Here is a 22,805-nt window from a genome sequence, read left to right as displayed (position 1 = left end):
CAGCGATGATGTCGAACACATCATCGCAGGACAGGTGAGCGAGTCGGTTCCGGATGTCTGCGGACGTCCGGAAGCAGCAGCACGGACAGGTTCGCGGTGGCGCTGAGGACGGCCGCGACCAGCAGCGGGGCCGTGGCCCCGACCGCGGCGGCCAGCGGCGCGGCCACCGCCAGCCCCAGGGGCCGCGCGGCGAACGAGATGAGGGTGTCGAAGGACCCGACCCGGCCCAGGGTCTCCAGCGGGATGCGGCGCTGCATCTCCGTCTCCCACAGCGGGCTCAGCACCCCCAGGCCGAACATGGCGCAGCAGAACGCGGCCGCGGTTGCCGGCAGCGGCAGCCGCAGCGCGAAGGCGGTGAGCGGCAGTGCCTGTGCGGCGGCCCCGAAGGCCACCCCGTACAGCGGCCGGCGCAGCGGCAGCCGGCCGGCCGTCCAGACGCCGGCGAGCATGCCGACCGTGCCGACCTGGGCGATCACCACCCAGGAGCCCTCGCCGCCCAGGTCCTCCATGGCGATCACCGGGCCCAGGGTGAGGAGCAGTCCGGCCGCCAGGTGCCACACCCCGTGGGCCAGTACGTTGGCGAGGAACCACGGGTGGCGCCTGGTCTCTGCCCAGCCGGCGCGCAGTTCGGCGCCGAAGGCGGCGCGCGGCGCGGTACGCCGGACCGGGCTGGTGCGCAGGCCGCCGAGGGTGAGCGCGGAGAGGACGAAGAGCGCCCCGGTGAGCAGCGAGGCCCAGCCGCCGCCCACGGTCAGCGACAACGAGCCGGCGGCCGCCGGAGCCGCGACGTTCGCGAGTCCGGTGGCCACCCCGAGCCGGGTGTTGACGCGCAGCCGCCCCTCCTCGGGAACCGCGGCCGCCACGAGCGTGCGTACCGCAGGCGTGCCGAAGGCCACCGCGGCGCCGGTCACGGCGGCGAGCGCGGCCAGCTCGGGGACGCGGCCGTCGAGTCCGGTCAGGAGCAGGGCCCCGGTCGCCAGTTGGGCGGACGCCCGCACGAGGTCGGCGACGAGGACCACACGCCGGGCGGGGAACCGGTCGGCGGCCACCCCGGCGACGGGCAGCAGGAGCAGCATGGGCAGCAGCTCGCATGCGAGTACGAGGCCCAGATCGCCAGAGGAGCCGGCCCGCAGGAGGGCCAGGGTCAGGGTGGTGGGCACGAGGGCGGAGGCGAAGGCGGCGGAGGTGCGGCCGACGACCAGCCGCGGTATCGGCGAGATCATGCCCGGAGATTATTTCGCCGGCGAATCATTCGTCAACGAAGTATCGGGTTCGGGACGGGCGGAGGACGGGCGGAGGACGGGACATAATGCGGACATGGGCAGACAGGCGGGCGAAGGCCGGGCGCGGAGCGCGCAAGGACGGGCCACCGGGGCGGCGGCGGGAACGGAACACGCCGATAACTCCGCCGATAACTCCGCCGAGGACTCCGTCGACCGCCACATCGCCCGCTGGAGCGGCAAAGTGCCCTTCGACGTGCCCACCGAGGCCGTCATCACCCGCATCCAGCTCCTCGCCAAGCACGTGTCGCACGGCAAGGAGCGGGCGCTCGCCGAGACCGGGCTCCAGGCCTTCGAGTTCGAAACGATGCACCGGCTCGCCTCCCGCGGCGCACCCTGGCGGGCCCCCTCCGCCGAGCTCGCCGCGGAACTGCTCCTCTCCCCGGCCGGGATGACCGGCCGCCTCGACACCCTGGAGAAGTCCGGGCTGGTCCGCAGGCTGCGAGCCGCCGCCGACCGCCGCCGGGTCGACGTGGAGCTCACCGAGGAGGGCCACCGGCGGTGGCTGGACGCCATGCGCTGGCGCGGCGTCGCCGAGGACGAGATGATCGAGCCCCTCGACGACGCCGAACGCGCCGCGCTCGCCGCCCTCCTCAAGCGGATGCTGTTGGCGGTCGAGACCCGCTGACCCGCAGCAGGAGCACCGAGCGGGCCGGCACGGTCAGGGTCTCCCCGGCGCGGTGCAGGGTGCCGGGGACGACGGCCTGCTCCTCCAGGGAGGTGTCCAGGACCAGCTCGTACTCCTGCGCCCACGGCGCCCCCGGCAGCACCCACGCCGCCGGCCGGTCCCCGGTGTGGAGCAACACCAGGAAACTGTCGTCCGTCACCTGCCGGCCCCGCTCGTCACGACCCGGGATGTCCCGCCCCGACAGGTACATTCCCAGCGCGGCCGCCGGGGCGTACCAGTCCCGCTCCGTCATCTCCATGCCCGCCGGCGTGAACCAGGCCAGGTCCCGCAGCCCGTCCGCCCCTTGCGGTCGGCCCGAGAAGAACGCCCGCCGCCGCAGCACCGGATGGGCGTGGCGCAGCGAGATAAGCCGGGCCGTCAGGGCGAACAGCGACCGCCACGCCGGATCCTCCAGCAGCGACCAGTCCACCCACCCCGTCTCGTTGTCCTGGCAGTAGGCGTTGTTGTTGCCGCCCTGGGTACGCCCGAACTCGTCGCCCGCGACGAGCATCGGCACCCCGGTCGACAGCAGCAGGGTGGTCAGCAGGTTTCGCAGCTGGCGGCGGCGCAGCACCCCGACGCGCACGTCGTCCGTCTCGCCCTCCGCCCCGCAGTTCCACGACCGGTTGTCGTTGGTCCCGTCCCGGCCCGCCTCCCCGTTCGCGTCGTTGCGCTTGCGCTCGTAGGACACCAGGTCCCGCAGGGTGAAACCGTCGTGCGCGGTCACGAAGTTCACCGAGGCGTACGGCCGCCGCCCACCCCACGCGTACAGGTCGCTCGACCCCGACAGCCGGTACCCCAGATCGCGTACGTCTGGCAGCGCACCCCGCCAGAAGTCCCGCACGGCATCCCGGTAGCGGTCGTTCCACTCCGTCCACAGCGGCGGGAACGCCCCCACCTGGTAGCCGCCCGACCCCACGTCCCACGGCTCGGCGATCAGCTTCACCCGCCGCAGCACCGGGTCCTGGGCGATCACCGCCAGGAACGGCGACAGCATGTCCACGTCGTGCATCGAACGGGCCAGCGCCGCCGCCAGGTCGAAGCGGAAGCCGTCCACCCCCATCTCCGTGACCCAGTAGCGCAGCGAGTCCGTGATGAGCCGCAGCACGTGCGGACGCCCGGCGTGCAGGGTGTTCCCGCAGCCCGTGTAGTCGGCGTACCGCCGCTGGTCGGACTGGAGCCGGTAGTAGCCCCGGTTGTCGAAACCGCGCAGCGACAGCGTGGGCCCCAGTTCGCCCGCCTCCGCCGTGTGGTTGTAGACCACGTCGAGGATGACCTCGATCCCCGCCGCGTGCAGCGCCCTGACCATCCGCTTGAACTCGCCGACCTGCTGCCCTGCCGTACCGCTCGACGAGTACCCGGCGTGCGGGGCGAAGTAGCCGACCGAGTTGTACCCCCAGTAGTTGCGCAGCCCCCTGCGCAGCAGGTGGTCCTCGTGCGCGAACTGGTGCACCGGCAGCAGCTCGACCGCCGTCACGCCCAGCTTCACCAGGTGCTCGACCGCCGCCGGATGGGCCAGGCCCGCATAGGTGCCGCGCAGCTCCTCGGGAACACCCGGATGGCGCATCGTGAAGCCGCGCACGTGCAGCTCGTAGATCACCGAATCGGCCCAGGGCGTCTTCGGCCGGACGTCGTCCGCCCAGTCGTCGTCATCGTGCACGACCACGCCCTTGGGGACGAACGGCGCGGAGTCCCGGTCGTCGCGCACGGTGTCCGCGATGTACTGCTGCGGCCAGTCCCGGACGTGCCCGTACACCTCCGGCGGCAGGGCGAACTCCCCGTCGACGGCCCGCGCGTACGGGTCCAGCAGCAGTTTCGCCGGATTGTGCCGGACACCCGTCCAGGGGTCCCAGCGGCCGTGGACCCGGAAGCCGTAGCGCTGCCCCGGGCGCACGCCCGGCACGAAACCGTGCCAGATCTCGTGCGTGAGCTCCGTCAGGACGCAGCGGGTCTCGGCCCCGGCCTCGTCGAACAGGCACACCTCCACCGACTCCGCGCCCTGCGCCCACACGGCGAAGTTGGTACCCGCGGTCCCGTCCGGACCGTGGTGGAAGCGGGCTCCCAGGGGATGCGAGGACCCCGGCCACACTGCCGGGGCCGGGCGCGCGTGTGCCCGTAACACCTGCCCCTTGACCTGCCCGTTCGTCCGGCCGTCCGGCCGTCCGTTCGACTGATGGCCCAGTGGGCCGCCCGGTTGGCCGTCGACCTGCGGTACGGGCGCGGCCTGTCCGCTCCGTACCGCTCCGACGGCGTTGCTGACGGCTTCCACCGCCTCCTGCTCGGCTGCGCTCGACACTGCCCGCCTCCACGGCTCCTGGGTACCGGCGGGGGGAGGGGAGTGTGTGGCCCCGGCGTCCCGGCCCGGGCCCGCCCCCGTCTGGTCCTTCCCACTGTTCTGCCCGGACTGTTCTGCCCGGAACGTCGCCCGCCCTCACGTTTCCCCCGGAGGCCTCCGGTCGTTGGAGGGATCGTGACACTTCTGACGAGGCGGGCAGGGGCGGGCTTGGCCGCCGTGGCGGCATGGGCGGGCCTGCTGGGCGGGCTGGCCGGCTGCACCCAGGACGGCAAACCACCCGTCGAGATCCAGCTCCCCGGCAGAGTCCGCTCGCCGGACGAAGCCATCCGCATCACCCCCGACGACAACGCCAAGGACGTCCCGGCGGACGGGCGGCTGGCGGTCACCGTGCCCGAAGGGCGGCTGGAGCGGGTGGTGGTGACCAAGGTGGAGGACGCGCAAGCGGAGGAGGTCCCCGGCGCCATCGCCGCCGACGGGCTCAGCTGGAGCCCCACCCCGCAGGCCGGCCGCCTCGCCCTCGCGGCCAAGTACACCGTGGACGCGGTCGCCCTCGACGGGCACAACCGCCGCCAGGCCCGGCACACCACCTTCACCACCTACGTTCCCGAGGAGCGGTTCATCGGCTACTTCAAGCCGGAGAACCGCTCGACCGTCGGCACCGGCATGATCGTCTCCTTCAAGTTCAGCCGGGCCGTCGAACGCCGCGCCGAGGTGGAGCGCGCCATCCGGATCACCTCCGAGCCGGCCGTGGAGGTCGTCGGCCACTGGTTCGGCAAGGAACGCCTCGACTTCCGGCCCAAGCAGTACTGGAAGCCGGGGACCAAGGTCACCGTGCGGATGGACCTGCGCGACGTCGAGGGCGCGCCCGGCTCGTACGGGATCCAGTCCAAGACCATCACCTTCACCGTCGGGCGCTCCCAGATCTCCACCGTGGACGCGGCCGCCCACACCATGGAGGTCCGCCGGGACGGCGAGCTGCTGTCGACCGTGCCGATCAGCGCCGGAGCGCCCAAGACCACCACCTACAACGGAAAAATGGTGGTGATGGAGCTCTTCGACGTCACCCGGATGAACGGCCAGACCGTGGGGTTCGGCGGCGAGTACGACATCCCCGACGTCCCGCACGCCATGCGGCTCACCAACTCCGGGACCTTCCTGCACGGGAACTACTGGTCCAGCCCCGACACCTTCGGCACCACGAACGTCAGCCACGGCTGCGTGGGCCTGCGCGACGACAAGGGCGGCGGCTCCGACACCCCGGCGGGCTGGTTCTTCGACCGGACCCTGATCGGGGACGTGGTGGAGGTCGTGAACTCGCAGGACAAGACGGTCGCCGCCGACAACGGGCTGGGCGGCTGGAACATGTCCTGGGCGGACTGGGTGGCCGGATCCGCCATCGCCTGACCGGCCCACCGTCCCCCCGCAGGAGTGACTTGTGTGATCGGAATGCCGTAGCGGAGAGTGTCCGCGGCCCGCACCGCCGACCCCTGCCCCCAGCCTGTCAGGGCACACGAGGGCAGCAGGGGAAACGGACGGAGCGTCATGTCGGCAAGGAACTGGACCCTCGGGCTCGCGATCGGTGCCGTGCTGGCCGCCGCCGCCCCCGCGGCCGCCGCCGGACCCGCGGCCGCCGCCGGACCCGGCGCCGACCGGCCGGTGGCGGCCCGGGCCGCGCTGCCCGACGGACTGGGTCCGTGCGTCCCGGGCCGCTGTCCCGATCCGTACCCGCCGGTCAACAGCGACGGCGTCCTGCGCGGCCGGGACAACGGCATCGCCTACCCCTTCAACGGAGACCTCCCCGACTGCGGCGGCCCGGTCCCGGTGACCGGCTCGGTCTCCGTCCTCAAGCGGGACGCGGCGACGACCGGGCTCGGCACGTACTACTGGCGCGAGACCCAGGCGCCCCCCGGGTACGTGCTCCCGCCCCAGCCGGTGCACGCGCTGACGCTGACCGCCGAGGACGCCCAGGCCGGCGTCCGGTACGAGGCGGACAACCGGCGGAACCCCGAGCCGCCGGTCGGCGCCCGGGTGGTGCTGCGCAAGACGGACGGCGCGACGGGACTGCCGCTGGCCGGCGCGGAGTTCGAGCTGTGGCGGGAGAGCAACGGCACGGCCGGGCTGCAGACCGCCGCCTCGGCCCGTGACACCCGGCTGGAAGGCGCCTGCGTGACCGACGCCCGGGGCACCTGCACGGTGGAGCTGCCGGCCGGCCGCACCTACTACTGGCGGGAGGCCGCGGTCCCGGCCGGATACGAACCGCCGGCGGACCCGGTCACGCGCTTCGACCTGGCCGAGGGCGACGTGGCGGACGGCATCGTCGTCGCCGTACCGAACACCAGGAGCGAGCGGTACGAGGCCGCCATCCGGGTCCTCAAGCAGGACGCCAAGACCCGGCGGCCGCTGCGCGGCGCGGTGTTCGAGGTGTGGCGGGAGACCAACGGCACCGCCGGCCTCCAGACGCGCGGCATCAACGCCGACCGCCGGGCGGCGGACGGCTGCGCCACGGACCGCGGCGGGGTCTGCGACTTCGGCCCGCTCCCCGAAGGCTCCTACTACCTGGTCGAGACGGCCGTGCCCGAGGGCTACGCGCTGCCCGCGGACCGGGTGACCGGACCGCTGAGGCTGGACTCCGCCACCCCGGACCGACGGCTCGTGGTCACGCTCCGGAACGAGCGCGACGGCCACGGCAAGGGCAAGAAAGACCACGGCCACGGCACGGGAGACCACGGCCACGGCAAGGGCGGCCACCCCGGGCACCCGAAGGACGCGAAGGGTCCTCGGGCCTGACCTTCCGGGCCTGACCTTCCGGATCTGACCTCCGGATCTGATCCCAGATCCGATCCCCGGCCCCTTACGACGGACGGAGCGGCATGACAGCCAGGACGACGAGGATGTGGCCCATCGGCCTCGCCGCCGCGGTGGTGCTCACCGCGGCGGCGCCGGCCCTGGCCGCACCGCCCCCTGCACCACCCGGCAGCGCCAAGGTCGTGCTGCGCAGCACCGACCTGGACACCGGCGCGCCGCTGCCCGGGGCCCGGTTCGAGCTGTGGCGCGAGACGAATGACCGGGCAGGGCTGCAGAGCAGCGGTCAGGGTGCCGACGAAAGGCAGCACGACGGCGTCTGCGTGACCGAGGCGAAGGGCGTCTGCACGGTGGAGCTCCTGACCGGCGAGACCTACTACGCGCTCCAGGTCGCGGTCCCCGCCGGATACGTGTGGGCGGACGAGGCGTCCACCGGATTCGACCTGGGCGGGGCCGCCGCCCGGGACGGTCTCGTCGTGGGCATCCCGAACCGGCGCCCGGACGCCGCGTACACCGGCTGGATCCGGGTCCGGAAGAAGGACGCCAAGACCGGCTCCCCGCTGCACGGCGCGGTGTTCGAGCTGTGGAAGGAGACCAACGGCACCCCCGGCCTCACGACCGGGGGCGTCGACGCCGACCAGCGCGTCAGGCCGGGCTGCGCCACCGACGCCGACGGCACCTGCGAGTTCGACGGGCTCGCCGACGGCGGGTACTTCCTGGTCGAGAAGGACGTCCCCGAGGGCTACGTCCTGCCGAAGAGCCCGGTGACCGGCCCCTATCGGCTGGACGCCCAGATCGGCCGGCAGCTCGTGCTCACCGTCCACAACAAGCGCGCCGAGCCGATCCCCCTGGATCGGAAGGGCCAGGACGCGGACGCGGGCGCCCAGGAGGACGGCCGCCGGGCCCGGACCGCAGGGCCGGGTGCGCCGGTGGAGTGAGCGCCTCACTCCGGCGGCGCAGCAGCGCGAGCCGTACCCCGGCCACACGGCTTGGCTGGGGTACGACCGTCGCGCTCGCAGACCGAGGAGGCCCGCATGGCCACACGTCAGGGAAGAGGCCCGGTGGCCCGGGCGGCCGTGATCGGCGCCCTGCTCGCACTCGCGGGCCCGTACCCGTCCCTCGCCGCGGCCGCCCCGGCGGAACCGGAGAGCGCGTGCGTGGCGGGCACCGGCCCCTACCAGCGGGAGCTGGAGCACCACGTGGGACGGCCGGTCGACGGGGTGCAGTCCTCGGCGGACTGCCGCGCGGTCCGCGACTTCCAGCGCAAGAACGGCGTCAGCCCCGCCGACGGCTACGCGGGCGTCGCCACCTACCGCACGATGCTCGTCGTGACGGCCCGCCCCGACCCCAACGCCGCGGGCGACTGCCCCGACCGTGAACACCGCGTCACCTGCGTCGACCTGGACCGCCAGCTGCTGTGGGTGCAGAAGGGCGGCGCCGTCGTCTTCCGGCCCGTGCCCATCCGCACCGGCCGCGACGTCCAGGAGACCCGGACCGGCTGGCACGATGTGTACTGGCGCAGCAAGGACCACGTCTCCACGCTGTACGGATCGCCCATGCCGTACGCCCAGTTCTTCGACGGGGGCCAGGCCCTGCACGGCTCTCCCGGCACCCTCTACGAGGGAGGCGGTTCCGCCGGCTGCGTCAACCTCACCGAACCGGACGCCAAGCGTCTGTGGGAGCTGCTGGCCGAGGGCGACGCCGTCTACGTCTGGGGCACCAAGCCGGGCACCGAGGACTGACCGGCAAGCCGTTCCCGCCGTGTCGCGGCAGTTGGGACGGAACGGTGACAAGACCGTGGCTCATCGTGATCCTCCCGTGTGATTTCCTGTCGACATGCGCGCGACTGTCCGTGCGCGGGGGACATGGGGAGAACACGAGTGAACGTGCAGCCGATACGCGGCCGCGCCCGGACCGGCCTGTCGGCCCTTCTGCTGGGAGCGGCCCTGCTGTTCACCACCGCCTGCAGTGGCGGTGGCGGCGGCAACAGCAACGGCAGCGGAAGCGACAACGCCGGGGGCGGCGGCAAGACCGGTACCGAGGCCTCGAAGGCCGTCGTCAGCGTCAAGCCCGACGACGGGGCCAAGGAGGTCGCGACCAGCGGCGTCCTGAAGATAACGAGCACCGGCGGCAAGCTCAGCACGGTGACCGTCGCCGACACCAAGGGCAACGCGGTCGAGGGCAAGCTCTCCGAGGACGGCGCGAGCTGGGAGCCGGCCCGCCACCTGGCCTCGGCCACCGAGTACAAAGTGCACGCGGTCGCCAAGGACGAGGCCGGCCGGGAGTCCGCCAAGGACACCTCCTTCACGACCCTGACCCCGACGAACACCTTCGTGGGCCACTACACGCCCGAGGACGGCGCGACCGTCGGCGTCGGCATGCCGGTCTCGATCAACTTCTCCCGTGGCATCACCAACCCCGAAGCCGTCGAGAAGGCCATCACGGTGACGGCCGAGCCGGCCGTCCCGGTCGAGGGCCACTGGTTCGGCAACGACCGCCTCGACTTCCGCCCCGAGAAGTACTGGGCCGCGGGCACGACGGTCACCGTGAAGCTCGCCCTGGACGGGGTCGAGGGCCGCCCGGGGGTCTACGGCAAGCAGACCCGTACGGTCACCTTCAAGATCGGCCGCTCGCAGGTCTCCACGGTCGACGCGGCCGCGCACACGATGCAGGTCGTCCGGGACGGCCAGGTCTTCAAGGACGTCCCGATCACCGCGGGCGCCCCGTCGACCACGACCTACAACGGTCAGATGGTCATCAGCGAGAAGTACAAGGTCACGCGGATGAACGGCGCGACCGTCGGCTTCGGCGGCGAGTACGACATCTCCGACGTCCCGCACGCGATGCGGCTGTCGAACTCGGGCACCTTCGTGCACGGCAACTACTGGGCCTCTTCGGGCACCTTCGGCTCGGCCAACGTCAGCCACGGCTGCATCGGCCTCAAGGACGTCCGCGGCGCGGGCGACTCCAAGCAGCCCGCGGCCTGGTTCTTCGACGAGTCGCTGATCGGCGACGTGGTCATCGTGAAGAACTCCAAGGACAAGCAGATCGCCCCGGACAACGGCCTCAACGGCTGGAACATGGACTGGGCGGAGTGGATCAAGTAGATCCGTCCCGTACGCGGTAGAGGTGGCCCGGTGCTGTGACACACAGCACCGGGCCACCTCGCGTTAACCGCCGCTAACCTGACCCGTATGACCATCTCTCTCGAAGTCTCCGAAGGCGTCGGCACCCTCCGCCTGGACCGGCCGCCCATGAACGCCCTGGACATCGCCACCCAGGACCGGCTGCGCGAGCTCGCGGTGGAGGCGACCGACCGGGCCGACGTCCGCGCGGTCGTCATCTACGGCGGCGAGAAGGTGTTCGCGGCGGGCGCGGACATCAAGGAGATGCAGACGATGGACCACGCGGCGATGGTCGTCCGGTCCCGTGCGCTGCAGGACGCCTTCACCGCCGTCGCCCGCATCCCCAAGCCCGTCGTCGCGGCCGTCACCGGCTATGCGCTGGGCGGCGGTTGCGAGCTCGCGCTGTGCGCCGACTACCGGATCGCCGCCGACAACGCCAAGCTCGGCCAGCCCGAGATCCTGCTCGGCCTGATCCCCGGTGCGGGCGGCACCCAGCGGCTGTCCCGGCTGGTCGGCCCCTCCCGGGCCAAGGACCTGATCTTCACCGGCCGCATGGTCAAGGCCGATGAGGCGCTGACCCTGGGCCTGGTCGACCGGGTGGTGCCCGCCGCCGAGGTGTACGAGCAGGCCCACGCCTGGGCGGCCAAGCTCGCGCAGGGTCCGGCGATCGCGCTGCGCGCCGCCAAGGAGTGCGTGGACGCGGGCCTGGAAGCCGACATCGACACCGGGCTCACCATCGAACGCAACTGGTTCGCGGGCCTGTTCGCCACCGAGGACCGCGAGCGCGGCATGCGCAGTTTCGTCGAAGAGGGCCCGGGCAAGGCGAAGTTCGTCTGACGGCCCCGGCCGGGCGGTCCTCCCTGGGGGTGGATTAGCCAGGCCTTAAGGCAACCTTAAGGCGCATCGGTGATCAACTCGCTGTGATCACTTCTGTGCGGTGCGTCACGCCAGGTCAGGCCCCGTTTCGAGGTCCCCTTGTTGCCTCCCGCATATGACCGGAGACCCCCTTGGATTCGTTGAATCCAGGGGGTGTTTTCCTGCGGAACGGCCCGGAGCGGCAGGCGGGCCGTCCATGATGGGTGCATGGCGGGCCTGGAGGGTGTGGAACAGCCGCGGCAGCGCGGCGGTGCTTCGGCGGTACGGCTCACGGCGGCGGTCGAAGAGGAGCAGGGCCTCAAGGCGCTGGAGTTGTACGGGAACCCGGCCGAGGCGGAAGTGACGTTGCCGTCCATGCCGGAGTCGGCCGGTACCGCCCGCCGGCTCACCCAGTGCGTGGTGGTCCGCCTCTGGGGCCTCTCGCCGCAGATCTCCGAGCACGCCGTCCTGCTGGTCTCCGAACTCGTCGGCAACGCCGTCCGCCACACCGGCGCCCGCTCCTTCGGCTTACGGATGCTGCGGCGGCGCGGTTGGATCCGGGCGGAGGTGCGCGACCCCTCACGCGGGCTGCCCTGTCTGATGCCGGTCCATGAACTGGACACCACCGGCCGCGGCCTCTTCCTCGTCGACAAGCTGTCCGACCGCTGGGGCGCCGACTTGCTGCCCCGGGGGAAGATCACCTGGTTCGAGATGCGGGTCGCCGACCGCCAGAACGCCTGAAGCCCCCGGCTCGCCGTGTGGGGCGGTGTGGGGGCTTCATGGGTGCGCCGAGGATCGAAGGGGGTGTGATCCTCGGCGTGGCGACTTCGCTCGGGTCAATGGGAAGTCGTGGTTTCGACTATGACAGACGAGGGCTCGAACGCCAAAAGTCCCTACTTGGACATAAGTGTGTAAATCGTAAGACTTTCTAGCTAAATCCTAGGTGAGGTGGACCACTGACCTGGCAATCGATGAATAACTATCGATTGCTCTGAGTAAATCGTTGATCACGTGGCGGATGGGCCGCCTGATTCACCCGCTTCGGCGAACGCCCGAAATGGGTCAATCATTACCTTCCGGGTCATCCACCTCTTAAATGGGCAAGTGCTCTCACATCCAGGCCGCCGCGCGGCCCTGCGTGCGGCTCTGCGTACGGCCGGTCTAGGGGTGGCCGGCGCCGCGACGGCCGGTCTCACCGCCGGCTGCGGCCCGAGCCGCCCGCACAACGGGCCCTCCGCCCCGCCCCCGGGCCCCGCCCGCCCGGCCGAGCCCGCGCAGCCGGCCCCGGCCGCCGCCCCGCGCCGGTTCGCCGGACAGCCCGTCGAGATCGGCCACGGTCCCCGCGACCGCGACCGGGTCGCCCTCACCTTCCACGGCAACGGGCAGCCCGCCCTCGCCCGCGCGGCACTGGCCGCCGCGGAGAAGGGCGGCGCGCGGGTCACCGTCCTGGCGATCGGCGCCTGGCTCGACGCCCACCCGGACATGGCCCGTCGGATTCTCGACGGCGGCCACGAGCTCGGCAACCACACCCAGCGCCACCTCGCGATCAACGACATGACCGAGGCGGAGGCCTACGCCGAGATCACCGGCTGCGCCCAGCGCCTCAAGCGGCTCACCGGCTCCATCGGCACCTGGTTCCGGCCCTCCCGGACGCAGTACGCGACACCCCTCGTCCGGAAGCTGGCCCAGCGGGCGGGCTATCCGCACGTCCTCTCGTACGACGTCGACTCCCTCGACTTCACCTCGCCCGGCGCCGCGGCCGTCATCCGCAACGTCACCGGGACGATCCGGCCCGGATCCGTGGTGAGCCTGCACTTCGGCTACGCGGACACGGTCGACGCGATGCCTCCCCTCCTCGAAGAACTCGCGCGCCGCAACCTGCGCGCGGTGACCACCACGGAGCTGCTGACGCCATGAAGACCACCCGCCTTCCCCGGAATGCCGGCGTACTGCTGGCCGGTCTGGTCCTCGCCGCCCTGGCCGGCTGCGGATCGGCCGGAAAGGGGCCCGCCGAGGCGCTCGGCACCAAGGGCCCGGCCAAGCCCGTCAAGGCCGTACCGGCCGCGCCGCCCGGGCTGCCCGGCATGCCGCCCCTGCTGGATCCGAACGACGTCTACGCGGCGGACCGGCCGGGCAAGCTGTCCCCGGTGGTCAAGGACTTCCCGTCCCGCGTCTACGTGCCGAACACCAGCTCCAACACGGTGTCCGTCATCGACCCGGAGACCTACCAGGTCATCGACACCATCCCGGTCGGGGTCCAACCCCAGCACGTCGTCCCCTCCTGGGACCTGAAGACCCTGTGGGTCAACAACAACCGGGGCCACACGCTCACCCCGATCAACCCCGCCACCGGCGAGGCCGGCAAGCCCGTCGAGGTCCACGACCCGTACAACCTGTACTTCACACCCAACGGGAAGTACGCGGTCGTCATGGCCTCGCTGGACAAGGAGCTGGTCTTCCGCGACCCGCACACCATGGACCGCGTGAAGACCGTCCCGGTGACCTGCTTCGGCGTCAACCACGCCGACTTCTCCGCCGACGGCCGCTACTTCATCGTCAGCTGCGAGTTCTCCGGCGAACTCCTCAAGGTGGACACCGAGAAGATGGAGGTCGTCGGCCAGCAGAAGCTGCCGTTCGAGGGCGCGATGCCGCAGGACGTCAAGGTCTCCCCGGACGGCAAGACCTTCTACGTCGCCGACATGATGGCGCACGGCATGTGGGTGCTCAGCGGCGACAGCTTCGAGACCCCCAAGCTGCTGCCCACCGGGAAGGGCTGCCACGGCCTCTACGTGAGCCGCGACTCCAAGGAGATGTACGTCTCCAACCGCGGCGAGGGCACCATCTCGGTCTACAACTTCCCGCAGAAGAAGCTCACCAAGAAGTGGACGCTGCCGGACGGCGGCAGCCCCGACATGGGCGGTGTCTCCGCCGACGGCAAGGTGCTGTGGCTCTCCGGCCGCTACAACTCCGAGGTGTACGCCGTCGACACCGTGACCGGCAAGCAGCTCGCCCGGATCCCGGTGGGCGGCGGCCCGCACGGACTCGCCGTGTACCCGCAGCCCGGCCGCTACTCGCTCGGCCACACCGGGATCTTCCGCTAGAGGGCGTCTTGCCGATCATGCCGGGGTCGCGGCGCCCGCGGGGCCGGGCCCCGGGGGGTCCGCCCGCCCCGGGTGCCGCTACCCTGGGCCGGTCAACAAGCACCAAGAAGGGGTGGACCCAGTGGCGGACATCGAGAGCGCACGAGCTACGTTCAACAGGTTCGACGTGAACGGTGACGGCTTCATCACGGCCGACGAGTACAGCGCCGCGATGCGCGCCATGGGCGACGCGCACGTCAGCCCGGCCGTCGCGGACTCCGTCGTCGCCTCCAAGGACGCCAACGGCGACAAGCTGCTGAGCTTCGACGAGTTCTGGGCCTCCCTGGACAAGTAGTCCCTCCGCCGCCGCCCCCGCCCCGGTCCGCCCGGGCGGGGGCGGCGCCGTGCACCGTACGGCAGTGGCCCCCGCCGTTTCAGGCCCCCGGGCCGGACATGTCCTCGACCTCGGCGAGGGCCTCCTCCAGCCAGGTCAGCCAGAACGTCTCCAGGGCGATCCCGCCGTGCAGGACGAGCCGGCGCAGCCGGTCCTCCACGGCGTCGCGCCCCGGCGGGAAGTCCTTCTCCTCGATCGCCTCGTACTGCGCCAGCTGGCGCCGGTGCAGTTCCAGATGGCGCCGCAGCTCAGGGCCCAGCCCCTGCGGCCCCACGACGCCCGCCGCCCGGATCCGCAGCAGCAGCGGATCGCGCATCGGCTTGGGGTCCTGGCTCTCCGCGACCCACCGGGCCAGCTCCGTACCGCCCGCGGGCAGCACCTCGTACTCCTTCTTCTGCCCCCGCACGGGCACTTCGCTGGGCAGCGCCCGGATCAGCCCGGCCTCCTCCAGCCGCCCCAGCTCGCGGTAGATCTGCTGGTGCGTCGCCGACCAGAAGTACCCGATCGACTTGTCGAACCGCCGGGTCAGCTCCAGCCCGGACGAGGGCTTCTCGAGCAGGGCGGTGAGGATGGCGTGCGGCAGGGACATGCCGCCATCCTAGGTTTGCCGCGGCCCGGCGCCGCGATCACCTCCCCACGGCCGCCCCGGACGGGCCAGGCCCGGTGGCGGCCGCCCCGCGCACTGCACAGGCTGGGGTGTGTGGCTGCCGACGAGAACACCGCGACCCCCGCGCCCTACGCCGACCTCACCGCCCTCTACGTGAACTGCACGCTCAAGCGCTCGCCCGAGACCAGCAACACCGAGGGCCTGATCGACAAGAGCCGCGCGGTCATGGAGTCCGCAGGCGCCCGTACCTCCCTCATCCGCGCCGTCGACCACGACATCGCGACGGGCGTCTGGCCGGACATGACCGAGCACGGCTGGGAGAGCGACCAGTGGCCGGTCCTCTACAGCCAGATCATGGACGCCGACATCCTCGTGCTGTGCGGGCCGATCTGGCTCGGCGACAACAGCTCCGTGATGAAGAAGGTCATCGAGCGGCTCTACGCCTGCTCCTCCCTGCTGAACGAGCACGGCCAGTACGCCTACTACGGCCGGGTCGGCGGCGCGCTGATCACCGGCAACGAGGACGGCGTCAAACACTGCGCCATGAACGTCCTCTACAGCCTCCAGCACCTCGGCTACGCGATCCCGCCCCAGGCCGACGCGGGATGGATCGGCGAGGCCGGCCCCGGCCCCTCCTACCTCGACCCCGGCTCCGGCGGCCCCGAGAACGACTTCACCAACCGCAACACCGCCTTCATGTCCTGGAACCTCATGCACCTGGCCGGCCTGCTCAAGCGCTCCGGCGGCATCCCGGCCCACGGCAACCAGCGCTCCCTGTGGGACGCAGGCTGCCGCTTCGACTTCCCCAACCCCGAGCACCGATGAGTTCTCCGCGCCCGGACGGTCCCATGAGGGACGACACGACTGGAGGAAGCCCGTGGAGCAGCTGCTGAGAGTCCAGAACTTCACCGTCTCGCGCGACGGGTTCGGCGCCGGCGAGCCCCAGAGCCTGGAGCGGCCGTTCGGCCACGCCGATCCCGGTGCCATGTTCGCGTGGGCCGGCGCCACCGCGAGCTGGCCGAACCGCACCGACCCCGGCGGCACCCGGGGCCTGGACGACTACTTCACGCGCGACTTCGCGCACAACATCGGCGCCGAGATCATGGGCCGCAACAAGTTCGGCCCCCAGCGCGGGCCCTGGGCCGACCACGAGTGGCGCGGCTGGTGGGGCGAGGAACCCCCGTTCCACACCCCGGTCTTCGTCATGACCCACCACCCGCGTCCCTCGTTCACGCTCTCCGACACCACCTTCCACTTCGTGGGCGGCGACCCGGCGACGGTCCTCGAAACGGCCAGGGAGGCGGCGCAGGGCAAGGACGTCCGGCTCGGCGGCGGAGCCACCACCATCCGCGGGTTTCTCGACGCCGGTCTCGTCGACACCCTGCACGTGGCGGTCGCGCCCGTGGACCTCGGCTCCGGGGTGAGGCTCTGGAAGTCGCCCGAGGAACTGCTCGACCGGTTCCACCTGGAGGTCGTGCCCAGCCCGAGCGGGGTGACGCACCACCTGTTCTGGCGCAGGTGACGCACGCGGCGGGGGTGCGCGGCCACGCCGGCACCCCCGCCGCCGGCTCGGCGGTCGGGCGGTTCGGGCGGTTCAGTGAGCGATGTCCACGACGAACCGCTCGGGCGAGTGCAGGCTGTAGGCGCGGTAGTAGGGGACGGTGTCGAAGGCGGCGCCGAAGGTCACGTACCCCTCGTAGTCGCCGGTCATGGCGAGGCCCTTGAGCTTACTGAGGTAGATCCTCTGGAGCTTGGGGCCGTGGTAGACGCTCCCGCCGGCGTCGTCGTGCGCGGCGGCGGGGTTGAGGCGGATCTCCAGGAAGTGCTTCCCGGCCAGCGGGACGGGCTTTCCGGAGCCGTCGTGGACGAGCTGCGCGACGGGCGTGACGGTCACCGTGGGGGTGTACCCCTGCAGGTCGATGACGATCCGGTCGTACGTGGCGTGCCCGCCCCAGCGGGCGTTCACGACGAGCGGGGTCGGGGCCTGGGTGTCGGCGGCGGCCGAGGTGAGGGTGGAGGCCGAGGCGGGCGCGGCGAAGGACAGGCAGGCGGCGAGCAGAACGCCGGTTGCCAGGGCCACGGACTGCCGTAGACGGACGTTGATCATGACGTCCCCTCGATTCCGAGAGACGGGGACAGGTGGCACACCCTAGGACGCCAGGCCGGATTCTTTGGTTCCGCACCTTGGCCGAGGGGGCCGGGCACGGCGAGGGGCTCCGGTCCCCGGCCCAGGCCGGGGACCGGAGCCCCTCGCTTCTCAGCCGCAGCTGTCGGCTACCACATGCCGGGTGCGGCGTACCAGGAGGCGCGGACGCCGTCGAAGCCGCCGTCGGGTCGGCTGGTCAGGGTGAAGGCCCTGGTGTCGCCGGCCGCGTAGTTGTAGATCATGACGATGTCGGCCCGGCCGTCGCCGCGAAGTTCAAGACGCCCACCAGGGAGTCGGTACCGGTTGGCAGATGGGAGATTGAAGTGTTGCTGTGGGATCAGGAGATGGAGTCCTTCGAGGCGCGGCTGGAGGAGATTCGGCCGACTCGAAGGCTGGAAATGGCCGTCGATGTCCTGGATTGGACTTTCGAGTCGTTCGGTTCGATCGAAGCGGACGACGTTCGGGAGTACATCGAGGCCGCCCTGCGCATCGGGCGGGACGGAGTGGCTGCTCACCACGAGAGGCTTGAACTCCCGGACGAGATGCTCGAAGAGTTCGGGGAGGTCGACGAAAACGCAGACGAGTCGGGCACCTCGCATCTCCTGTCTGCGGTCCTGGGGTGCAGCGACGCTCCCGAAGGGTTGACGGGCGAAGTTCTCTATGGCGTGCTTTCGTTCTGCTATGAGGGAATCCTCGACCGGGAGGAAATCCCCGAGTGGACCTTGGAGTCGGAGGCGGCAAACGGCAAGTGCGTCGCCACCATCGAGTTCCAGAAGAGCAAGATCTCGGAATTTCTGAACCACTCCGAGTGATCCTGTCCGTCTGAATCCGTTGGGCCAGGGCGGCCCCGCGAAAAAGGCCCCCACCTTGCTGGAGCAAGGTGCGGGGCCTTTGGTCTGCCGCCGCCCGGAGGCGTCGGTCAGGTCAGCACTCGATGACGTTGACCGCGAGGCCGCCGCGGGCGGTCTCCTTGTACTTGACCTTCATGTCGGCGCCGGTCTCCTTCATGGTCTTGATGACCTTGTCGAGGGAGACCTTGTGCGTGCCGTCGCCGCGCATCGCCATCTTGGCGGCGGTGACGGCCTTGACCGCGGCCATGCCGTTGCGCTCGATGCAGGGGATCTGGACCAGGCCGCCGACCGGGTCGCAGGTCAGGCCCAGGTTGTGCTCCATGCCGATCTCGGCGGCGTTCTCGACCTGCTCCGGGGTGCCGCCCAGGACCTCGGCGAGGGCGCCGGCCGCCATCGAGCAGGCCGAGCCGACCTCGCCCTGGCAGCCGACCTCGGCGCCGGAGATCGACGCGTTCTCCTTGAACAGCATGCCGATCGCGCCCGCCGCCAGCAGGAAGCGCACCACGCCGTCCTCGTCCGCGCCCGGGACGAAGTTCATGTAGTAGTGCAGGACGGCCGGGAGGACGCCCGCCGCGCCGTTGGTGGGCGCGGTGACGACACGGCCGCCGGCGGCGTTCTCCTCATTGACCGCCATCGCGTAGATCGTCGTCCACTCGCTGCGGTGCATCATCGGGTCGCCCTCGGTGCGCAGCTGGCGCGCCGTGGAGGCGGCGCGGCGCTTGACCCGCAGGCCGCCCGGGAGGATGCCCTCGCGGGACATGCCGCGCGAGACGCAGGACTGCATGACGCGCCAGATCTCCAGGAGGCCCTCGCGGATCTCCTCCTCCGTGCGCCAGGCCTTCTCGTTCTCCAGCATCAGCGAGGAGATCGACAGGCCGGTCTCGTTCGCCAGGCGCAGCATCTCGTCACCGGAGCGGAAGGGGTACTTCAGCACGGTGTCGTCGAGCTTGATCCGGTCCTCGCCGACCGCGTCCTCGTCCACGACGAAGCCGCCGCCGACCGAGTAGTAGGTCTTCTCCAGCAGCGGGGTGCCGGCCTCGTCGTACGCGAAGAGCGTCATGCCGTTCGCGTGGTAAGGCAGGGAGCGCCGGCGGTGCAGGATCAGCTGGTTCGGCTCGTCGAAGGCGATCTCGTGGCCATCACCTATCTCCGCGCCCAGCAGCCGCAGGCGACCGCTCTTGCGGATGCGCTCCACCTCGTCGTCCGCCGTCTCCACGTTGACGGTGCGGGGGGAGTGGCCCTCCAGGCCCAGCAGCACCGCCTTGGGGGTGCCGTGGCCGTGGCCGGTCGCGCCGAGGGACCCGAAGAGCTCGGCCCGCACGGAGGCCGTCTGGGCGAGCACGCCGTCCTTCTTCAGCCGCGTCACGAACATGCGCGCTGCGCGCATCGGACCGACCGTGTGGGAGGAGGAGGGACCGATGCCGATGGAGAAGAGATCGAAGACGGAGATGGCCACGGTGGCGGACTCCCTTGTCTGCTCGTGGGGTGGGAGGGGGCAGGAGAGGTGGATTGTTCAGATTTTGTCCGACAGACGAGCTTAGCGCGGTCCGGTGAACGTCCTGGCTGCCGACCGACGTGGGAAGGATTACGCGGACGGGTCGGGCAGGTGTCGCCCTGCCCCCCCGGGGCGCCGGGGAGGGGGGAGGCGGAGGGGCATGGGAAGGGCCCGGCCCGTGCACAGACGGGGCCGGGCCCTTCCACGCCACCGCTAGAGCGACGGGTACAGCGGGAACTTCGCGGCGAGCGCCGAGACGCGCGCCTTGAGGCCCTCGGCGTCGTACGTCGGCTTCAGCGCCTGCGCGATGATCTCGGCGACCTCGGTGAAGGCCTCGGCGTCGAAACCGCGGGTGGCGAGGGCCGGCGTACCGATCCGCAGGCCCGAGGTGACCATCGGCGGCCGCGGGTCGTTCGGGATGGCGTTGCGGTTGACCGTGATGCCGACCTCGTGGAGGCGGTCCTCGGCCTGCTGGCCGTCCAGCTCGGAGTTGCGCAGGTCGACCAGGACCAGGTGCACGTCGGTGCCGCCGGTGAGGACGTCCACACCCACGGCCTTGACGTCGTCCTGGACCAGGCGGGCGGCGAGGATCTTCGCGCCCTCCAGGGTGCGCTCCTGGCGCTCCTTGAACTCGGGCGAGGCCGCGACCTTGAAGGAGACGGCCTTGGCCGCGATCACGTGCTCCAGCGGGCCGCCCTGCTGGCCCGGGAAGACCGCGGAGTTGATCTTCTTGGCCAGCTCCTGCGTCGACAGGATGACACCGCCGCGCGGACCGCCGAGGGTCTTGTGCGTGGTGGTCGTCACGACGTGGGCGTGCGGGACCGGGTTCGGGTGCAGGCCCGCGGCGACCAGGCCGGCGAAGTGCGCCATGTCGACCATCAGGTACGCGCCGACCTCGTCCGCGATGCGGCGGAAGGCGGCGAAGTCCAGCTGGCGCGGGTAGGCGGACCAGCCGGCGACGATCAGCTGCGGCTTGGACTCCTTGGCGAGGCGCTCGACCTCGGCCATGTCGACCTCACCGGTCTCGTCGACGTGGTACGGGACCACGTTGTAGAGCTTGCCGGAGAAGTTGATCTTCATGCCGTGGGTCAGGTGACCGCCGTGGGCCAGGTTCAGGCCCATGATCGTGTCGCCCGGCTTGAGCAGCGCGAACATCGCGGCGGCGTTCGCCTGCGCACCGGAGTGGGGCTGGACGTTCGCGGCCTCGGCGCCGAACAGCGCCTTGATGCGGTCGATCGCGATCTGCTCGACCACGTCGACGTGCTCGCAACCGCCGTAGTAGCGGCGGCCCGGGTAGCCCTCGGCGTACTTGTTGGTGAGGACCGAGCCCTGGGCCTCCATGACGGCGACCGGAGCGAAGTTCTCCGAGGCGATCATCTCCAGGGTGGACTGCTGGCGCACGAGCTCGGCGTCGACGGCTGCGGCGACGTCGGGGTCGAGTTCGTGGAGAGGGGTGTTCAGTACGGACATCAGGATCCCCTGGGGTCAGTTACCGGCGGTGAGCTTGGTGTACTCCTCGGCGGAGAGCACGTCCTTGGGCTCCTCCGAGATGCGCACCTTGAACAGCCAGCCGCCCTCGAACGGGGCGGTGTTCACGAGCGCCGGGTCGTCCACGACGTCCTGGTTGGCCTCGACGATCTCGCCGGAGACCGGGGAGTAGAGGTCGGAGACCGACTTGGTCGACTCCAGCTCGCCACAGGTCTCGCCCTCGGTCACGGTGTCGCCGACCGCGGGGAGCTGGGCGTAGACGACGTCACCGAGCGCGTTGGCCGCGAACTCCGTGATGCCGACCGTCGCGACGCCGTCCACGACGTCGGACAGCCACTCGTGCTCCTTGGTGTAACGCAGATTCTCGGGGGTGCTCATGGCCTGATTCTCCTGGATGCGGGGGAGTGGATACGAACTACGGTCTTGGGTACTGAGACGGCGCCGTTCCGGTAGCCGGACGGCGGACGTCGTGCGCGGAGGGCTACTTCTGCCGCTTGTAGAACGGCAGCGCCACGACCTCGTACGGCTCATGCGTACCGCGAATGTCGACGCCGACGCCGGAGGCGCCGGGCGCGGCGTGCTCCGCGTCCACGTACGCCATGGCGATCGGCTTGCCCAGCGTCGGGGACGGGGCGCCCGAGGTGACCTCGCCGATCACCTCTCCGCCGAAGGTGACGGGGAAGCCGGCGCGCGGGACGCGGCGGCCCTCGGCGATCAGGCCGACCAGCTTGCGCGGCGCCTTGGTCGCGGCCTTCTCGGCGGCGGCCTCCAGGGCGGCGCGGCCGACGAAGTCCCCCTCCTTCTCGAACTTCACGACCCGGCCCAGACCCGCGTCGAACGGGGTCAGGGCGGTGGTCAGCTCGTGCCCGTACAGCGGCATGCCCGCTTCCAGGCGCAGGGTGTCGCGGCAGGACAGGCCGGCCGGGACCAGGCCGACGCTCTCACCGGCCTTGGTCAGCGCCTGCCAGAGCTCCACGGCGTGCTCGGGGGCGACGAACAGCTCGAAGCCGTCCTCGCCGGTGTAGCCCGTACGCGCGATCAGCGCGGGCACGCCCGCGACGGTGCCCGGCAGGCCGGCGTAGTACTTGAGGCCGTCCAGGTCGGCGTCGGTGAGGGACGCCAGGATGCCGGGGGACTCCGGACCCTGCACCGCGATCAGCGCGTAGGCGTCGCGGTCGTCGCGGACCTCGGTGTCGAAGCCGGCGGCGCGCTCGGTCAGGGCGTCGAGGACGACCTGGGCGTTGGAGGCGTTGGCGACGACCATGTACTCGGTCTCGCCGAGGCGGTAGACGATCAGGTCGTCGAGGATCCCGCCGTCCTCCTGGCAGATGTGCGTGTAGCGGGCGCGGCCGACGCCGACGGTCGAGATGTTGCCGACCAGCGCGTAGTCCAGGGCCTTGACGGCCTCCGGGCCGGTCAGCGTGATCTCGCCCATGTGCGAGAGGTCGAAGAGGCCGGCCTTGGTGCGTACGGCGTTGTGTTCGTCGCGCTCGCTGGCGTACCGAAGCGGCATGTCCCAGCCCGCGAAGTCGGTCATGGTCGCACCGAGCGAGCGGTGCAGCGCATCGAGGGCGGTCAGGCGGGGGGCAGTGCTCATGGGTGTGGCTCCCGGGTCCCAGGGCATCGACATGACATGACGAGGACGTTCCTCCCCATCTGTCATCGGAACCTGAGAGGTTCGCCGAGAGTTCCGCCGATCCATCGATCGCCGGTGTCCGC

22 protein-coding genes are annotated in these 22,805 nt (G+C 71.3%); 14 read left to right on the top strand and 8 right to left on the bottom strand.

Going from position 1 to position 22,805, the window contains the following annotated elements:
* Positions 1 to 20: 20 nt before the first annotated feature.
* On the bottom strand, positions 21 to 1,223 hold the full coding sequence (locus AB0F82_RS07135) for an MFS transporter (protein ID WP_362624751.1): 1,203 nt from the start codon (positions 1,221 to 1,223) through the stop codon (positions 21 to 23).
* 94 nt (positions 1,224 to 1,317) lie between these two features.
* Here AB0F82_RS07135 and AB0F82_RS07130 point away from each other — a divergent pair, with 94 nt between their 5' ends.
* Complete coding sequence (locus tag AB0F82_RS07130; RefSeq protein WP_362624749.1) at positions 1,318 to 1,908, top strand: MarR family winged helix-turn-helix transcriptional regulator; 591 nt, start codon at positions 1,318 to 1,320, stop codon at positions 1,906 to 1,908.
* On the opposite strand, the gene glgX is transcribed toward AB0F82_RS07130, so the two are convergent.
* Positions 1,874 to 4,069: a glycogen debranching protein GlgX gene (glgX, locus tag AB0F82_RS07125; RefSeq protein WP_362624928.1), complete on the bottom strand. Its 2,196-nt coding sequence runs from the start codon at positions 4,067 to 4,069 to the stop codon at positions 1,874 to 1,876. The two genes, AB0F82_RS07130 and glgX, sit on opposite strands and share 35 nt — an antisense overlap.
* 357 nt (positions 4,070 to 4,426) lie before the next feature.
* Here glgX and AB0F82_RS07120 point away from each other — a divergent pair, with 357 nt between their 5' ends.
* The 10 genes from AB0F82_RS07120 to AB0F82_RS07075 all read left to right on the top strand — a co-directional run bounded on the left by AB0F82_RS07120 (position 4,427) and on the right by AB0F82_RS07075 (position 14,460).
* The gene (locus AB0F82_RS07120; RefSeq protein WP_436842052.1) at positions 4,427 to 5,647 is read left to right on the top strand and encodes a L,D-transpeptidase; all 1,221 of its coding nucleotides are present in this window, start codon (positions 4,427 to 4,429) and stop codon (positions 5,645 to 5,647) included.
* Between the two features lie 138 nt (positions 5,648 to 5,785).
* On the top strand, positions 5,786 to 7,030 hold the full coding sequence (locus AB0F82_RS07115; protein WP_362624745.1) for an MSCRAMM family protein: 1,245 nt from the start codon (positions 5,786 to 5,788) through the stop codon (positions 7,028 to 7,030).
* Between the two features lie 83 nt (positions 7,031 to 7,113).
* Positions 7,114 to 7,983 carry an MSCRAMM family protein gene (locus AB0F82_RS07110; RefSeq protein WP_362624743.1) on the top strand — a complete coding sequence of 290 codons (870 nt, stop codon included), beginning with the start codon at positions 7,114 to 7,116 and terminating at the stop codon, positions 7,981 to 7,983.
* 96 nt (positions 7,984 to 8,079) lie between these two features.
* Positions 8,080 to 8,787, top strand: a complete 708-nt coding sequence (locus tag AB0F82_RS07105; RefSeq protein ID WP_362624741.1) for a L,D-transpeptidase family protein — start codon at positions 8,080 to 8,082, stop codon at positions 8,785 to 8,787.
* Between the two features lie 123 nt (positions 8,788 to 8,910).
* Positions 8,911 to 10,152 carry a L,D-transpeptidase gene (locus tag AB0F82_RS07100; protein WP_436842051.1) on the top strand — a complete coding sequence of 414 codons (1,242 nt, stop codon included), beginning with the start codon at positions 8,911 to 8,913 and terminating at the stop codon, positions 10,150 to 10,152.
* Positions 10,153 to 10,239: 87 nt separating this feature from the next.
* The gene (locus tag AB0F82_RS07095; RefSeq protein ID WP_030826632.1) at positions 10,240 to 11,007 is read left to right on the top strand and encodes an enoyl-CoA hydratase/isomerase family protein; all 768 of its coding nucleotides are present in this window, start codon (positions 10,240 to 10,242) and stop codon (positions 11,005 to 11,007) included.
* A 246-nt stretch (positions 11,008 to 11,253) separates the two neighbouring features.
* Positions 11,254 to 11,766 (top strand): ATP-binding protein, encoded by a 513-nt coding sequence (locus AB0F82_RS07090; protein WP_362624738.1) that lies wholly within the window; start codon positions 11,254 to 11,256, stop codon positions 11,764 to 11,766.
* A 363-nt stretch (positions 11,767 to 12,129) separates the two neighbouring features.
* Positions 12,130 to 12,942 (top strand): polysaccharide deacetylase family protein, encoded by an 813-nt coding sequence (locus AB0F82_RS07085; protein WP_436842050.1) that lies wholly within the window; start codon positions 12,130 to 12,132, stop codon positions 12,940 to 12,942.
* Positions 12,939 to 14,126: a YncE family protein gene (locus AB0F82_RS07080; RefSeq protein WP_362624736.1), complete on the top strand. Its 1,188-nt coding sequence runs from the start codon at positions 12,939 to 12,941 to the stop codon at positions 14,124 to 14,126. The genes AB0F82_RS07085 and AB0F82_RS07080 overlap by 4 nt, the downstream gene beginning before the upstream one ends.
* 121 nt (positions 14,127 to 14,247) lie before the next feature.
* On the top strand, positions 14,248 to 14,460 hold the full coding sequence (locus tag AB0F82_RS07075; RefSeq protein ID WP_356810666.1) for an EF-hand domain-containing protein: 213 nt from the start codon (positions 14,248 to 14,250) through the stop codon (positions 14,458 to 14,460).
* A gap of 79 nt (positions 14,461 to 14,539) precedes the next feature.
* On the opposite strand, the gene AB0F82_RS07070 is transcribed toward AB0F82_RS07075, so the two are convergent.
* Entirely contained in the window at positions 14,540 to 15,088 is a 549-nt protein-coding gene (locus AB0F82_RS07070; RefSeq protein WP_356810667.1) for a PadR family transcriptional regulator, read from the bottom strand.
* Between the two features lie 111 nt (positions 15,089 to 15,199).
* On the opposite strand from AB0F82_RS07070, the gene AB0F82_RS07065 reads away from it, so the two are divergent.
* Both AB0F82_RS07065 and AB0F82_RS07060 read left to right on the top strand, forming a co-directional pair.
* Complete coding sequence (locus tag AB0F82_RS07065; RefSeq protein WP_030826618.1) at positions 15,200 to 15,931, top strand: flavodoxin family protein; 732 nt, start codon at positions 15,200 to 15,202, stop codon at positions 15,929 to 15,931.
* 52 nt (positions 15,932 to 15,983) lie between these two features.
* Complete coding sequence (locus AB0F82_RS07060; RefSeq protein WP_362624733.1) at positions 15,984 to 16,628, top strand: dihydrofolate reductase family protein; 645 nt, start codon at positions 15,984 to 15,986, stop codon at positions 16,626 to 16,628.
* 72 nt (positions 16,629 to 16,700) lie between these two features.
* Here the strand turns inward: AB0F82_RS07060 and AB0F82_RS07055 are convergent, their stop codons facing one another.
* Positions 16,701 to 17,213, bottom strand: coding sequence for an AMIN-like domain-containing (lipo)protein (locus tag AB0F82_RS07055; RefSeq protein ID WP_362624731.1), 513 nt, complete (start codon positions 17,211 to 17,213; stop codon positions 16,701 to 16,703).
* A 383-nt stretch (positions 17,214 to 17,596) separates the two neighbouring features.
* Here AB0F82_RS07055 and AB0F82_RS07050 point away from each other — a divergent pair, with 383 nt between their 5' ends.
* A complete protein-coding gene (locus tag AB0F82_RS07050) occupies positions 17,597 to 18,064 on the top strand; it encodes a hypothetical protein (RefSeq protein WP_362624729.1) in 468 nt (155 codons plus the stop codon).
* Positions 18,065 to 18,176: 112 nt separating this feature from the next.
* Here the strand turns inward: AB0F82_RS07050 and AB0F82_RS07045 are convergent, their stop codons facing one another.
* The 4 genes from AB0F82_RS07045 to gcvT form a co-directional block, all read right to left on the bottom strand.
* Positions 18,177 to 19,559, bottom strand: coding sequence for an L-serine ammonia-lyase (locus AB0F82_RS07045; protein WP_030826603.1), 1,383 nt, complete (start codon positions 19,557 to 19,559; stop codon positions 18,177 to 18,179).
* 252 nt (positions 19,560 to 19,811) lie between these two features.
* Positions 19,812 to 21,068 (bottom strand): serine hydroxymethyltransferase, encoded by a 1,257-nt coding sequence (gene glyA / locus AB0F82_RS07040; RefSeq protein WP_356810672.1) that lies wholly within the window; start codon positions 21,066 to 21,068, stop codon positions 19,812 to 19,814.
* A gap of 15 nt (positions 21,069 to 21,083) precedes the next feature.
* Complete coding sequence (gcvH, locus tag AB0F82_RS07035; RefSeq protein WP_030655701.1) at positions 21,084 to 21,464, bottom strand: glycine cleavage system protein GcvH; 381 nt, start codon at positions 21,462 to 21,464, stop codon at positions 21,084 to 21,086.
* 103 nt (positions 21,465 to 21,567) lie between these two features.
* Positions 21,568 to 22,683, bottom strand: coding sequence for a glycine cleavage system aminomethyltransferase GcvT (gene gcvT, locus AB0F82_RS07030; protein WP_362624726.1), 1,116 nt, complete (start codon positions 22,681 to 22,683; stop codon positions 21,568 to 21,570).
* Between the last annotated feature and the right edge of the window lie 122 nt (positions 22,684 to 22,805).

Source organism: Streptomyces virginiae (genome assembly GCF_040638905.1).
GTDB classification, from domain to species: domain Bacteria; phylum Actinomycetota; class Actinomycetes; order Streptomycetales; family Streptomycetaceae; genus Streptomyces; species Streptomyces virginiae_B.
This window is presented reverse-complemented; position numbering and strand designations above follow the sequence as displayed.